Origin of the sequence: Burkholderia sp. AU38729, assembly GCF_020419725.1 — a bacterium.
In the GTDB taxonomy this organism is placed as follows: Bacteria; Pseudomonadota; Gammaproteobacteria; order Burkholderiales; family Burkholderiaceae; genus Burkholderia.
In genome coordinates this window covers 352,445-366,386 of sequence record NZ_JAIZQO010000004.1, presented here as the reverse complement: position 1 = coordinate 366,386, position 13,942 = coordinate 352,445, and the positions used below count along the sequence as shown (strand labels likewise).

At 68.3% G+C, this 13,942-nt stretch carries 13 protein-coding genes; 7 read left to right on the top strand and 6 right to left on the bottom strand.

The features are described 5' to 3' along the window. Positions 1–50: 50 nt before the first annotated feature. From LGM56_RS13750 to LGM56_RS13740, 3 genes are read right to left on the bottom strand one after another with little or no spacing between them, the layout of a single operon-like run. Positions 51–2,039: a DUF4034 domain-containing protein gene (locus LGM56_RS13750; RefSeq protein ID WP_226205137.1), complete on the bottom strand. Its 1,989-nt coding sequence runs from the start codon at positions 2,037–2,039 to the stop codon at positions 51–53. A gap of 14 nt (positions 2,040–2,053) precedes the next feature. Continuing rightward, complete coding sequence (locus LGM56_RS13745; RefSeq protein WP_089498912.1) at positions 2,054–2,836, bottom strand: DUF1266 domain-containing protein; 783 nt, start codon at positions 2,834–2,836, stop codon at positions 2,054–2,056. Further along, complete coding sequence (locus LGM56_RS13740) at positions 2,830–4,122, bottom strand: hypothetical protein (protein WP_089498911.1); 1,293 nt, start codon at positions 4,120–4,122, stop codon at positions 2,830–2,832. Before LGM56_RS13740 ends, LGM56_RS13745 begins: the two co-directional genes overlap by 7 nt. Positions 4,123–4,263: 141 nt before the next feature. Between LGM56_RS13740 and LGM56_RS13735 the strand changes: the two genes are divergently transcribed. Both LGM56_RS13735 and ampC read left to right on the top strand, forming a co-directional pair. Next, positions 4,264–4,581 (top strand): hypothetical protein, encoded by a 318-nt coding sequence (locus tag LGM56_RS13735; RefSeq protein WP_226205135.1) that lies wholly within the window; start codon positions 4,264–4,266, stop codon positions 4,579–4,581. Positions 4,582–4,734: 153 nt separating this feature from the next. Further along, a complete protein-coding gene (gene ampC, locus LGM56_RS13730) occupies positions 4,735–5,904 on the top strand; it encodes a class C beta-lactamase (RefSeq protein ID WP_226205133.1) in 1,170 nt (389 codons plus the stop codon). Positions 5,905–5,931: 27 nt separating this feature from the next. Here the strand turns inward: ampC and LGM56_RS13725 are convergent, their stop codons facing one another. After that, positions 5,932–6,303, bottom strand: coding sequence for a cupin domain-containing protein (locus tag LGM56_RS13725; protein ID WP_413226773.1), 372 nt, complete (start codon positions 6,301–6,303; stop codon positions 5,932–5,934). Between the two features lie 186 nt (positions 6,304–6,489). On the opposite strand from LGM56_RS13725, the gene LGM56_RS13720 reads away from it, so the two are divergent. After that, positions 6,490–7,152: an ankyrin repeat domain-containing protein gene (locus tag LGM56_RS13720; protein WP_226205129.1), complete on the top strand. Its 663-nt coding sequence runs from the start codon at positions 6,490–6,492 to the stop codon at positions 7,150–7,152. A 25-nt stretch (positions 7,153–7,177) separates the two neighbouring features. Here the strand turns inward: LGM56_RS13720 and shc are convergent, their stop codons facing one another. Then, positions 7,178–9,232: a squalene--hopene cyclase gene (shc, locus tag LGM56_RS13715; protein WP_226205126.1), complete on the bottom strand. Its 2,055-nt coding sequence runs from the start codon at positions 9,230–9,232 to the stop codon at positions 7,178–7,180. A 52-nt stretch (positions 9,233–9,284) separates the two neighbouring features. Here shc and LGM56_RS13710 point away from each other — a divergent pair, with 52 nt between their 5' ends. Further along, positions 9,285–9,986, top strand: coding sequence for a TetR/AcrR family transcriptional regulator (locus tag LGM56_RS13710; RefSeq protein WP_089498906.1), 702 nt, complete (start codon positions 9,285–9,287; stop codon positions 9,984–9,986). A gap of 76 nt (positions 9,987–10,062) precedes the next feature. Here the strand turns inward: LGM56_RS13710 and LGM56_RS13705 are convergent, their stop codons facing one another. Beyond that, the gene (locus LGM56_RS13705; protein ID WP_226205124.1) at positions 10,063–10,863 is read right to left on the bottom strand and encodes a thioesterase II family protein; all 801 of its coding nucleotides are present in this window, start codon (positions 10,861–10,863) and stop codon (positions 10,063–10,065) included. 330 nt (positions 10,864–11,193) lie between these two features. Here LGM56_RS13705 and LGM56_RS13700 point away from each other — a divergent pair, with 330 nt between their 5' ends. From LGM56_RS13700 to LGM56_RS13690, 3 genes are all read left to right on the top strand, one after another. Further along, a complete protein-coding gene (locus LGM56_RS13700; RefSeq protein ID WP_089476361.1) occupies positions 11,194–11,403 on the top strand; it encodes an MbtH family protein in 210 nt (69 codons plus the stop codon). 129 nt (positions 11,404–11,532) lie between these two features. After that, positions 11,533–12,960, top strand: coding sequence for an MBL fold metallo-hydrolase (locus LGM56_RS13695; protein WP_089498904.1), 1,428 nt, complete (start codon positions 11,533–11,535; stop codon positions 12,958–12,960). 28 nt (positions 12,961–12,988) lie between these two features. Further along, entirely contained in the window at positions 12,989–13,879 is an 891-nt protein-coding gene (locus LGM56_RS13690; RefSeq protein WP_089476359.1) for a cupin-like domain-containing protein, read from the top strand. Positions 13,880–13,942: the final 63 nt, after the last annotated feature.

The following is a 13,942-nucleotide window of genomic DNA, read 5'->3' as shown; positions in this document are numbered from 1 at the left end:
GTCCGGTCGAGATTCGGACGGCGCGCGCGGCCCGGCTTGCCGCCCGGGGTTCAGACCATCGCGTTGTCGGCGCCGGGAATCTCGTGCGCCTTGATCTGCTTGCGCTGCATCTTGAACCGCAGCCTCGAGAGCATGCCGTCCTCGTAGCTGATGCGCGTGATGGTGCGCACGAACTCGTCGTCCGGTGCGATCGCCTGGGCGCCCATGATCCAGCGCACGCCTTCGCGATAGTCGTAGAGCGACTTGTCGCCGATGTCGGCGAGGCAGAACGACAGCGTGGCCATCGCGGCGGGATGGCCGGCTTCGGCATGCTGGCGCAGTTCGTCGACATAGCGATGGCGCGACGCGTGATCCTCGATGTCGCTGATGAACATCAGCATGCTCTCGAGCGCGTCCGTATGCCCCATCTCGTGCGCCTTGCGCGCGGCCTCGACGGCCTCGACCTGCATGCGCGCACGCTCGGCCCGATCCGTGCTGGTCTGGCCGATGTGGTGGTACGTGTATCCCAGTTTATAAGCGGCCACGTTGCCGCCGGCCTCCATCGACTCGCGGAAGAAGTGGGCGGCGCGGTACGGGTCGGCCTCGACATGCGTGCCGTCCCTGTAGAAGCAGCCGAGCAGGTAGCCGCATGAATTGCCGCCCGCCTCGTAGCCGAGCTGGCAGATTGCAAAGGCATCGGCCGGGCGCCGGTTTTCATCCTCCATCGCGGTGGCGAGCTGGTTCCACGCGAGCGAGCCGGGTTCGTTCAGGCGCGCGGCTTCCAGCCATGCAGCGCCGCGCGCGTCGTCCTGGGCGAAGCCGAACGTGCCGGTGCGATGCGCGTAGCCGCGCAGGATCATCGCCGCCGTGCAGGCGCGTGCGTCCGACGCACGCTCGATCGCGCCGGTCAGCCAGTCGCCATGCGGATCGAGGGCGAGCATCAGCCGCAAACCCATCGCCATCGCGCGGTTGTCGTCGATCGGTCCGTGGCGCTCGGCTTCCTGGAGCCGCACGTATGCCTGTTCGTCTTCGTTGCGCATGAAGTGACTGCGCGCGAGCCAGTGCAGTGTCTCCCAGCGGTGATACGGATGCAGCGCGGCGTTCGCGCGGGCGAGCGTCGCGGTCATCGCGCGGCGTACGGTGTCGTCGTCGTCATCCGAATCCAGCGTCTCGCCGTAGTACTCGTCGCGCCAGATCTCGTGGCGCAGCCGGTCCTTCTCGACCGCGTCGAGATGCGCGCACGCGTCGGAATCGATGAAGGCGCGGACGTGGTCGTGCGAGCCGCCCCAGCGCGGCTGCATGTACCAGATGAACGTGCGCATCGAGAAGTACTGGGTCGGGTGGATATGCAGCGTCGCCTCCATCCAGTACCACTTTTCCTTGCGCAGCTTCTTGCCCTGGACGGGGCCGGGCAGCGCGTCGGGAAATTCCGCCGGGCAGGCGACCGGCTGGTCGGGATTCAATCCCGAGCGCGCGAGCATGCGCTGCAGTTCGGCGCGCGTGGCTTCGTCTTCGGCGCCGACGTTCAGGTGCAGTTCGGTGACGGGCCAGCGGCGCTCGCGCACGAGTTGCGTGAGCCACTCGGGCTCGCCGAACGACGACACGCTCGTGAAGATCACCTTCGGCGCGCTCCACATCGTCGGCGCGAGCACCAGCGCGCGCAGCGCCGCGACGATCGTCAGCGCCGCGCACGCATGCGCGCCGATCCAGCCGGCTTCGGTCACCGTCTCGGCCCAGCCGCCGCCGCGATACTCGTACGCCCAGTGGTGCCAGTAGTGCGCTTCGCACAGCCACGCATGCGCGGAGCGCGGATTCGCGGCCTGCCATGCGCGCAGGCGCGCGAGGCCTTCGGCGCCGGCTTCGATGCAGGGTTGCACGTCGGCCGGCAGTGCGTCGACGTACCGCGCTTCGGCGGTGCGGTCGGCGAAGCTGGCGGCGAGCGCGGTATCGAGCTGCGTGTCGAGCGCGGCAAACTCGCCTGCGCGCAGCAGCGCGTCGACGTCGCAGATGAACCAGCGGGATTTCGCGGGCGGAATCAGGTCGGCGGAAACGGAGGACATGTCGGTGTCGGCGGTCATGACGAAACGGGTTGGGGATCGAAGATGCGGTAGCGCTTCCACGGCAGTGAAAGCCAGTTTCCGGACGGATTGCGCAGGTGCTCGCGCACTTCCTGGGTCGCACGCGACGACGCGGGGCCGTCCTGGCCGCTGCCGCGCAGCCAGTGCTGGCGCGCGCGTGCATATGCGAGCCCGAAGTCTTCCCAGCTGTCGAAGCTGTCCTGCGCGCGCTGGGCATTGAGCAGCAATACCACCCACGCATGCTGTTCGGACGCCCAGCCGAGCAATGCGATGCAGCGCACGAGAAACGCGGTGCGCGCGCAATCGAACGCCAGCGCATCGCGCACGCGGCCTTCGGCCGCGAGCTGTTCGTAGAAGCCTTCGTGCGAGCGGCCGACGCCGCGTATCCAGCCGGCGAGGATGGCCGGCACGCGCTGCACGACCTGCCACTCGGGCAGGTCGGCCGGCAGGTCGAGTTCGCGTCGCAGCTGGGCGGCGAGCTTGTTGCGCTGCGCGTCGGGCAGTGCGTACACGAGCGCGTCGCAATCGCAGCGCAACCCGTTGCGGATCAGCAGGATGTCGGCCAGCGCGAGCGACCAGCGGCGGCGGTTCGGCGGCGCCTGCTCGGCCAGCGATTGGGCGAGCTTGACGGCGGCGGTCTGCCGGACCGTGACCGCGGCGTCGGCGCCCGCGACCTGGTCGGCATCGACTTCGCGCACCATCCGCGCGGCGACCCGGACCGACCGCCACACGTACCACACGACCCACAGCACGGCTGCGCCGATCAGCCATTTCAGCATGGCGCGCTCCCGTCTGCCGGCGCAGGCAACGCGAACGTCGCGCACAGCGCGGGATCGATCGCGATGCCTTCGATCTCGAACGCGGTGGCTGCCGGCGGTGCGCCGCCGGGCGCTCGCGCGGCCGGCAGCGCATCGGCCGGCAATGCGTGGCGCGCGGCCGCTGCTACGGCCGGGTCGATTTGCCGAAGCTGGCCGAGCGCATGGGGCGCGTTGCGCAGCAGCAGCCATTGCAGCACGGCCGGCGGCTGCGGGAAGTGCTCGATCAGGTGGAAGTTCTCGCTCATCACGCTCAGCAGATGGTCGGGCGAGCGCACGTCGGTGACGAAGGTCCATTCGCCGGTGCCCGCGCCCGGCGTGTCCGGTTCGAACACGAGCCCCATGCCTTCGCAATCGGGATGCCGCTCGCCGCGCGGCGCGAGCGCGCGCAGGAACTGGCGGACGTCGTCGGCGTAGCGGCGCACCGGATGGCGATTCTGCTTGCCCTTGATCTGGTCGATGCGCAGGCCGTTGCCGGTCACCTGCAGGCTGATCGTCACGTGCGGCTGGTTGCCCGCGCCGCGCAGCGTGAACAGGCGCAGCCGGCCCTCCTGCGCGGCTTGCGCGTACTGTTCGCCGTAGCCGCCGCGCAGCCGGCGGCGATCCGCGAACTGGCCCAGGCAGTGCTGCATGTAGTACGACTCGTAGGCGAGTTCCTCGCGCAGCGCCGCATGATCGCCCGCGAATTCGAACACGATCCCGTTCGGCGTGCGCAGCACCTCACGCAGCGCGAGGCCGCTGCTCGGCACCCAACCCTTGTCGCGACGCGCCTGCATGCGCTGGTGCTCGCGCTCCCACATGTCGAGCGCCATGGCGCACGTGATGCGCTGCAGCTTCTGCGCGAGCCGCGTGCCGGCGCGCGAGCGCAGGAATTCGACCAGCACGCGCTCGCGGTCGGTCAGCAGCATGTGCTCGGGATCGATGAAGTAGAGCGGCTTGGGCTCGACGGCCGGCAGCGGCGCCGAGTCGGCCGCCGCGCCGGAGGCCGGTTGCGGACGGAACCGGCGCACGAGCCAGTCGGGCGCCGGCCGGTCGGCGCCGGCGAGCGCGCGATAGTCGGCAATCGAATCGAGCGGCTGCGCCTGCTCGAACGCGCCGACGACCCAGCGGAAGAAGTGGTTGCCGAGCCACGCGCGGATGTCGGCCGGATCGCCGCGCTCGGCGCTGCGGCGGGCGATGGCCGCCTTGATGTCGGGCGCATTGACGACATCGCGCGGCCGATAGGCGGACGCGGCCACGGTTTCGGTCACGGGGTTGCTCTCCGGTCAGGCAGGGCGTGCGCGGGCCATGCGCGGGGGACCCTGGCGGTTCTTTAGGCTGGCGGGCGATGCGGCGAACGGGCGCGCGAGTGGCGCGCGGCGGCGTGGCGTGTACCCGCTGCGGAGCGGTCGATGCGTGAAAATCACGCGACCGGGCGACAACCCATGACGCGGGAGCAGGCGATCAGCGAATGGCGATTCATTGTTTCTCTCAGGATGGATCTTATTTTTTGCTTCCGCGAGTCTACTGCGATCCGCGCGGGCGAATCAATCGCGCGATGCGCCAGCGCATGGGGATCTGACAAGACTTATCTCTTTTTCACCGATTTTCGATGCGGTGCGATTCGGCCGCCGGATTGCATGCTGTTAAAACCGACAGGTTTTTCCGGCAAAACGACGAGCGGTTCGGGAATGGCATCAGGTCAAAGCAGTCCTTCGCGTATCTCATAAGTTTTTCTTTCGGCTCGCGCAACATATCGTCGATTGTTGGCGGCGGATCGACAGCGGATAGTCCTGCTTCGGCAGGCCGGCCACTGCGACTACCGCACGGCATGGCCGGATCCGTTGTCCACGCAACCATCAGAACTCGAAGGAACCGCCACCATGCGATTCAACGCGACACGCTTCGCCGCGACCCTGTTCGTCGCCGCGTGTGCCACCGCCACGGCCGGCCGCGCGGCCGCCGTCACCCAGGACGAACTCCGCGACACCGTCACCCGCCACATCGCGCCGCTGATGAAGCAGTACGCGATTCCCGGCATGGCGATCGGCATCGTCGCCGACGGCAAGCCTTACGTGTTCGACTACGGCGTGATGTCGACGCAATCGGGCAAGCCTGTCACCGGCGATACGCTGTTCGAAATCGGCTCCGTCAGCAAGACGCTGACCGCGACACTCGCGGCCGATGCGCAGGAGGGCGGCGAACTGTCGCTGGCCGACCCGGTGGGCAAGTATCTGCCCGCGCTGCAGGGCAAGCCGTTCGGTGTCGTGACGCTGCGCGATCTCGGCACGCACACGTCCGGCGGCCTGCCCGTGCAGGTGCCGGACAGCATCCGCGACGACGCGGGCCTGATCCGCTATCTCGGCGCGTGGCGGCCCGCGCACGCGCCGGGTACGTATCGTACGTATTCGAACGTGTCGGTCGGCATGCTCGGGTGGCTCACCGCGAAGGCGATGCACAAGGATTTCGCGGTGCTGATGGAGCAGCGGCTCTTTCCCGCGCTCGGCATGACGCACACGTACATCAACGTGCCGGAAGTACGCCAGGCCGACTATGCGCAGGGCTATACGCAGGACGGCAAGCCGATCCGGATGACGGGCGGCATGCTGTGGCAGCCGGCCTACGGCGTGCGGACCACGGCGGCCGACCTGCTGCGCTTCGTCCAGGCGAACATGGGGCTGATCGAAACCGCGCCGCGCCTGCAGCGCGCGCTCGAACGCACGCACACCGGCTATTTCCGCGCGGGGCCGCTGACGCAGGACCTGATCTGGGAGCAGTACCCGTATCCGGTCGCGCTGCCGACGCTGCTCGAAGGCAACTCGATGAAGATGTTGCGCGACGGGTTGCCGGCCGCCGCGATCAAGCCGCCGCTGGCGCCGAGCGCGGATACGTGGATCAACAAGACGGGCTCGACCAACGGCTTCAGCACCTATGTCGCGTTCGTCCCGTCGAAGCGGATCGCGATCGTGATGCTCGCGAACCGCAGCTATCCGAACGAGGACCGCGTGAAGGCCGCGTACGGGATCCTCGGCGCGCTCGACGGCCGGCGGTAACGTTTCCGACGCCGGGGCCGGTGCGGCTCATTCCGTCGGCTGCGCTTCGTACGCGACGAAGATCTTTCGCGTGCGCTCGACGACTTCCCACGTGCCGCGAAAGCCCGGCGGAATGACGAAGCGATGGCCGGCGCGCAGGGTTTTCGCGTTGCCGTCCTCATCGGTGATCACCGACGTGCCTGCCAGGATCTCGCAGTATTCCGCTTCGGTGTATGCGACCCGCCAGCGGCCAGGCGTGCTTTCCCAGATGCCGGTCGAGAAGCGGCCGCACGGGCTCGTGAAGCCGGGCGTGAGCGTCTGCAGCGGGTCGCCTGCCAGCAGCTTCTCGGGCGGCACGCGGTATTGCACGGGTTCGCCATTCGGGGCGAAGGCATCGGTGATGGTGGAAATGTCGAGCACGGCTGGCATCCTGAGTCGAAGTGAAATGAACGCGCCGACGGCGCGTTCGCATGATTCCATACTTGCGGGCGGGTTGGGCGGTTGCCGGCGCCGCCTCTCGTGTCGCGCGCGCACGGCCGTGGCGAACGCTTATGATGAGCGGACGACGCGCCGGCTGGATGCGCGAGAGGCGAAAGGAGAAAACGGTTGGGCATCACATGGGATGGAATCACGGGCGCCGATGTGCTCGACGACGCGCAGGTCGCGAGCCGGCACGCGTTGGCCGATGCGGCGCGCAACGGCGACTGGGCAACGATGCTCGACTGCATTGCAAAGGAGCACAAGCTCGTCAACGCGACACGGCTTGGCGGGACGTCGCTTTATACGCCGCTGCACCAGGCTGCCTACGGCGGCGCGCCGCAAGCGGTCGTCGTCGAACTGTTGCAGCTCGGCGCGTGGCGCATGCTGCGCGATGCAGACGGCGCGCGCCCGGTCGATATCGCCGCGCAGCGCGGGCATCGGCACCTGCTCGATCTGCTGACGCCGCAGCCGCGACGCTTCGTGCCCGCCGAAACGCTGCGCGACATCCAGCGCCACTTCCACGCGATGATGCTCGGCCGCATCGCACACCTGCGCGTCGATGCGCTGCGCCTGCCCGAACTCGAACCGCTGCTTGAACTCGACACGCAAGCCGGACGCGTATGGTTCGCGGTGCCGGGCATGTATGGCGGCTTCGGCTATGCGCTGCACGCCGACGGCGCCGCGGCCATGCTCGTATCCGAAAGCTGGAGCCGCGTGGTCGGCGGCTCGGGCCAGCGGCACGAGATCACGGCGCATGGCTGCACGCTGGTCGAAGAGGGCTTCGTGTGACGGCGTTGCGCCGTCACGTTACCGCTCAGGCGAGAACCGTGACCGCTGACTTGACGGCCGTCGCACCGTGCGCGGCCGACGCTCGCGCGGCCGCCGCGCCCGCCAGCCGCCGATAGCGCGCGAGCGCCCACAGCGGGAAGTACGCGGTATAGCCGTGATACTTCAGGTAGAAGATGCGCGGAAAGCCCGGCGCGTTGTGCGAGCGGTGCCACCAGAAGCCGTCTTCCTGCTGGACCGACAGCAGATACGCGATGCCGCGCTTCACCGAATCGGATTCGCAGTCGCCGAACGCCATCTGCGCGAGCAGCGCCCACGCGGTGAAGTTCGACGTGCTCTCGCCGCCATTGGTGCCGCCCAGCTTCGGGTCGATGTAGCTGTCGTTCGTCTCGCCCCAGCCGCCGTCCGCATGCTGCCGTGAGCGCAGCCATTCGATCGCGCGTGCGATATACGGCTGCGACTTGTCCTCGCCGGCGAGCGCGAGGCCGGCCAACACGCTCCACGTCCCGTAGATGTAGTTCGTGCCCCAGCGGCCCCACCAGCTCCCGTCGGGTTGCTGCGTGCGCTTCACGTAGTCGATGCAGCGCGCGACCGACGCGCGTTCGTCCGCCCGTTTCGTCACGCCGAAGCACAGCAGCACGCGGCCCGACACGTCCTCGGTCGGCGGATCGAGCAGCGCGCCGTGGTCGGCGAACGGGATCGCGTTCAGGTACAGGCGGTCGCAGTCGGCGTCGAATGCCGCGAAGCCGCCGTTGCGCGACTGCAGCCCGCGCATCCAGTCGAGCGCGCGCGCGACGCGCGGCGCATACGGGTTCGTGCCGTCCGCGTTCGCATGCGTGCGGCCGCGGCGATCGAGCATCGCGGTGACGACCGCCGTATCGTCGATGTCGGGGTAGTACGGGTTCGCGTACTGGAACGCCCATCCGCCCGGCTGGACCTCGGCCGGCGCGTTCTCGATCCAGTCGCCGCGCAGGTCGTTCACCTGGCGTTCGGCCAGCCAGTCGTACGCGCGTGCGATGCGTTCGTCGAGTGCGCGCCGTGCGTCGCCCGGCTCGCCGTCTTCCGCCGCCGCCACGCCGCGCGCCTGCTCGAGCGCCATCGTGCTCCACGCGGTATCCCACACCGGCGACAGGCACGGCTGGCAATACATGCTGCCGTCCGGCCGCGTGACCAGCAGCTTCTCCAGCGCGTTGTCGCAATCGCGCCGCAGCGGATGGTCGTCCGGGTAGCCGAGCACCTGCATCATCTGGTTGGCATACACGATCGGCGGGAAAATGCCGCCGAGCCCGTCCTCGCCGTTCATGCGCTCCGCGCACCACGCCTCGGCATGACGGATCGCGCGCTGCCGCAGGCTCTTCGGCATCAGCGGTTCGACGTGGCGCACCGTGCGGTCGAGCGCGAGGAACAGCCGGCGCATGCCGCGCGCGGGCGGGAAGTACCGGCGTTCCTCGTCCGGCGGCGTGACGAACAGCTCGCGGATCGAGACGTTGCGCGGATTGCGCGCGCGCGCCTTCAGCGAGCACAGCACCAGCAGCGGCACCATCGTCGTGCGCGCCCAGTACGCGACCTTGTACATCGAGATCGGCACCCACTTCGGGAACAGCACGAATTCGATCGGCATGAACGGCGTCGCGCGCCACGGCACCTGGCCGAACGTCGCGAGCAGGATGCGCGTGAACACGTTCGCGCGGGCCGCACCGCCGAGCTTCAGGATCGCGTCGCGCGCGCGGACCATGTGCGGCGCATGTTCGCTGTCGCCGGCCGCCTTCAGCGCGAAGTACGCCTTCACGCTGCACGACACGTCCGGATCGCCGTCGACGTACAGCGCCCAGCCGCCATGCGTGTCGAGCCGCTGGTTCGCGCGCAGGTAGCGCGCCATCTTCTCCTGGCGGATGTCGTCGATCTTGTCCATGAAATGCATCATCAGGATGTATTCCGCGGTGATCGTCGCGTCGGATTCGAGTTCGAAACACCAGCTGCCGTCAGGCTGCTGGAGACGCACCAGGGCGTCGCGTCCACGGGCGATGGCGGTGTCGAGCGCGGACCAGGGGGAGGAGGTCGGTGTAGTCATGCGGCGGATCATACCATCCGGCCGGAATGTTTATATCGAGACGCCGGGTGCTACCATCCGCACCATGAAAAAACACCTCGAACCCGCGCCGCACGATGCGTCCGCGCCCGTCGAACCGGCTGGAACGGCCGGTGCGCGGGCGCCTGAAGCCGCAGCGGCGCCGGCCGTCCCCACCGCCGGCGTGCGTCGTAAAAAAGCGCCGGATCAGGTGCGTGCGCAGTTGCTGGCGGCTGCATCGGAAATCGCGACACATCACGGCGTGGCCGCGTTGACGCTCGATGCGGTGGCCGAGCGGGCCGGCGTGACGAAAGGCGCGCTGCAGTATCACTTCGCGAACAAGCAGGGGCTGCTGGATGCGCTGTTCGGCCAGGCGACCGAGCGGTTCGCCGCGCAGATGGCCGCGCGGGTGGCGGCGGATGCCGAAGGCGCCGGCGCGGTGGCGCGGGCCTACATGCACGCGGTGCTCGACGAGTCGCATTCGGTCGCGAGCACCGACGTGCTGCGCGTGCTGGTCGCGTCGATGATTACCGACCAGGACACGCGCGCGCGCTGGTCGGTGCCGATGCGGGAATGGACGCGGCCGGACCCCGTGCCGCTCGAGCAGGCCGCGACGCTGATGATCTGCCGGCTCGCCGCCGACGGGCTGTGGATTTCGAAACTGCTCGACAGCCTCGAGATCTCCGCCGAATTGCGCGCGGAGATCGGCCGGCAGCTCGACGCGATGAGCCGCGGCGTGTTCCCGAAGGGGCAAGACGGTGCCGCGTGATGCATGCGTCGCGGCGTATGGCCGACCGCGCGCCCGGGCGCCCGCGCGACTGCCGGCATCACCGCACGCGTCGACGTCAGCGGCACGGGCCGGCCGACGCCTCGGCGGTGTCGCATCGCACCGCATCGGCCAGCGCCTCGCCGATCGCGTGCTGAACGACGGCGGGGTTTTCCAACAGATAGAAGTGCCCGCCATCGAACGCGCGAAAGGTGACCGTGTGCCGTGATGCGCGCAACCAGTCGCGCTGCCCGGCGGGGCTCAGCAACGTGTCGTCGCGGCCCGAGAAGACCGTGACGGGGCAGGGCAGCGCCGTTGCGGACGGCAGCGGGAAGCATGCCTCGATCACGCGGAAATCCGCCTTGGCCAGCTTCAGCAGCATCGCCCGGAGCGCGTCGTGCTCGGCCACTTCGCGCGGCGTGCCGCCGAGCGACACGACATAGTCGACGATGTCCGCGTCGTTGCGCCGGTGCACCGGCGCGCCATCAAGCGGCGCGTGGCGATGCGGGTAGAACGGCGCGTCCGTGCCGGACGCACCGAGCCAGACGGGCGGATGCCCCAGTTGCGCCATGTCGCGCGCGAAGCAGTACGCGATCAGCGCCCCCATGCTGTGGCCGAACACCGCGTAGTCGCGCGGCAGCAGCGGGCGGAGGGCCCGCAGGAAGTCGATCAGTTCGGACAACGTATCGATCGCGCGCGTGCCCAGGCTTTTGCCGCGACCGGGAAGTTCGATCAGCCAGACCTCGATATCGTCCGGGAAGGACGCCGCCCACCGGTAGTAATTGGCCGCCGCGCCGCACGCGTGATGGAACACCAGCAGCCGGTGCCGGGCCGTCGGGCGCTCGCGCGGGATGGTGAGGGTACTGGGTAGCAAGGCCATGCGTCGGGACTCCGCTTTAAAAACGCACCATACAAAATATTCAAACAATTAAGTCGATTATCGATTTAATCGAAAGGACAGATTGTTTGCCATCAATTCACATATTTATAAACAATTGGCGGGATTATTTGCCGGCGCCGCTTATGATTTACTTTGTTTTTATTCAATAGAAATGTAATTGTTTTCGGATGGCTTATGGTAAAGTCTGCTCGCTTCGATTTCAAAGTGCTTGCATCGTTGCCTGGCATGGCTGGGCATGCTGTTTTTATAGAAATATCGAATCATGTTATGCGTGTGACACGCTTGATCGATTATTGAAACGAGAGAGACATGGAAGCCGAAATGCCGAACCACGACACCATTTTCAAGGTGGTCGTCAATCACGAGGAACAATACGCGATCTGGCCGGACGACAAGCTCGTGCCGGACGGCTGGCGGGCGGCGGGCCCGTCGGGAACCCGGGACGCCTGTCTCGAATGGATCAACGCCAACTGGACCGACATGCGGCCATTGAGCGTCCGGGTCGCGCTGTCGGCCTGACGGTCGATGCGTCGCGCCACGCACGGCGCAATAAAAGATAAAGGAACGATGCGGCCTCTCGCGACCCGGTGACGGGACGCGCGGGCGCATGCAGCGTTTCGCCGAGAGAATCCGAGGGCAAAACACACCATGTCTGTCGATGATCGCCTGGGGGTCTTCCTCAATACAGGCATTCTGGCTTCGCGCGCGCATGACCTGGGCCGGCTGATCGAGCAGCAGGACGCGCTCATGCAGCAATTCATGGCAGCGAAATTCGAGCCGGCCGCCTGCGCCGCGCTGTTGCGCGACGCGATTGCGCGCTATCCGTTCCTGGAGGAGCTGTTCGATCCGGATTCGGTGGCGGCCGGCGGCTGTATCGCGAGCCGCGCGCTGCTCTACGATCTGCATCAGCAGCGCGACCGCTGGACGCTCGCGCTCGCGCCGCGGCACGGCGAGCCGATCGTGCTCGACACTGCCGCCGGCGACGTGCCGCAACTCGCGAACGCGCTGCGCGACGCGCTGCAGCGCAACCACTGGCAGCCGCTGTCCGCGCTGTACGCCGATCCCCGCCTGCTCGGCTGCGAACGGCCCGAGGGCGACGCGGCGCTGGCGTGGCCGGCGTTCGACGGCCCGGGCATCCAGCGGCTCGAACACGCGTCGCTGCTGATCGCCTCCGACACCACCCGCCTGTTGACCGACCCGATCAGCCTCGCGATCGGCGGCAACGTCGGCCTGCCCGATCTCGATCGCGCGCCGTCCAACCTGGGCCTGCGGATCGACGGCATGCTCGTCACGCATGGCCATCTCGACCACTGGCATGTCCCGACGATCCTGCGGCACGGCGGCGACGGATCGGTGCCCGTCATCGTGCCGCGCATCCCGGTCGCATCGCTGCTGGCGCAGGACGACATGCAGCAGTCGCTACGCGATGTCGGGCAAACGGTGCTCGCGCCCGGCTGGGGCGAGACGGTGCGGATCGGCGACATCGAGATCGACATCCTGCCGTTCTACGGCGAGCAGCCGACCATCGGCGCGGCCGTGCCGCCGCACGACGTGCGCAACTGGGGCAATTGCTACCGGGTCACGACGCCGCAGTTCTCGGTGATCCTGCTCGTCGACAGCGGCGAGGATGCGAAGGGCTCGGTGATGGACGTGATCGACCAGTCGGTCGCCCGTCGCGGCCGGCCCGACCTGGTCCTGAGCTGCTGCCGCGAACTGCGCAAGGCGCCGTTCTGGCAGGGCCTGTTCACGTTCTGGATGGTGCTGCCGATGACCGAGCTGCAACGCCTGCCGCGCATCGCGGAGGCGGGCGACGGCCCGTCCATCACGCTCGGCCCGGACGGCATCGGCGAGCTCTGCGCACGCGCCGGCGCGCGCGCGTTCGCGCCGTATGCGAACGGGTTCTGCGGCATCGCCACCGAGATCGGCGACATCGGCTGGATCAACGGCGAGCCCGCGGAAGCCGACACGCTCGACCAGATCGACGCGCGCATCGGCGCACTCGGCGGCGCCACCCGCGTGATTCGCTGGCTGCCCGGCGACGTGCTGCGTCACCACGGCGACTGGCAGGTGTCCTGATTTTCTTCCCGTCGACAGGAGCCCCACGATGACTGGCAGCAAGATTGTGCCGATGCCGCGGATTCGCTATGACGGCAGCCGCAGCATGCGCGACGTTCTGGCCGGACTGAAGCATCCGGCCGTGCTGGAAGGCTTCATCGAAGCCTGGCCCGCGCGCACGCGCTGGACGCCGGATTTCTTCGTCGAGCGCTACGGCGAGCACGAGATCACGGTGGAGACCTCGCAGCTGTCGCCGACGCCGACGCAGCCGGACCTGTACCTGGGCGCGCGCCGCTACGAGACCGCACGCCTGGGCGCAACGATCCGGGCGATGCAGGCGCAGGGCAGCGCCCGCACGGCGTACATCACCTACGCGGCGATCTATTCGACGGCGCCGGCGTTGAAGGACGACATCGCGCCGCTGCACGAGCAGCACGGCTTTCCCGGCTGGATGCCGCACTGGCTGCGGCGCAGGCTGGTGTTGCGGCCGGGCTTCTGGCTCGGCCCCGCCGGGATCTCGTCGCCGATGCATTTCGACCGGCACGAGAACCTGAACGTGCAGGTGTACGGCCGCAAGCGCTGGGTGCTGTTCGCGCCGGGGCAGTCCGCCAACGTGTATTACCGGCAGCGCCGCGACCTGCCGGTGATCTTCAGCCCGGTGGACATGAGCGATCCGGACCCGGTGCGGTTTCCGCGCGTGCAGTCGGCGCCGCGCCACGACTTCGTGCTGGAGGCGGGCGAGGTGCTGTACCTGCCGCCCGGCTGGTGGCACTACGTGGAATCGCTGAGCGATTCGATCAACGTGAATTACTGGTGGTGGTCGCCCCGCGCCGTGCGGACCTTCTGCCGGGTCGAGCTCGCGAGCCTGTGGCAGGCGCTCGCGCGCCGGTGGGGCCGCGCGGCTGGCACGGCCGGCAAGCCGATGTCGATGCCGCGCTGACGCGCCGGCGCCACGCCGTTCGTTCTATCGGGCCGCCGCGCCGGCGGCCGTGTCTCTCCAGGA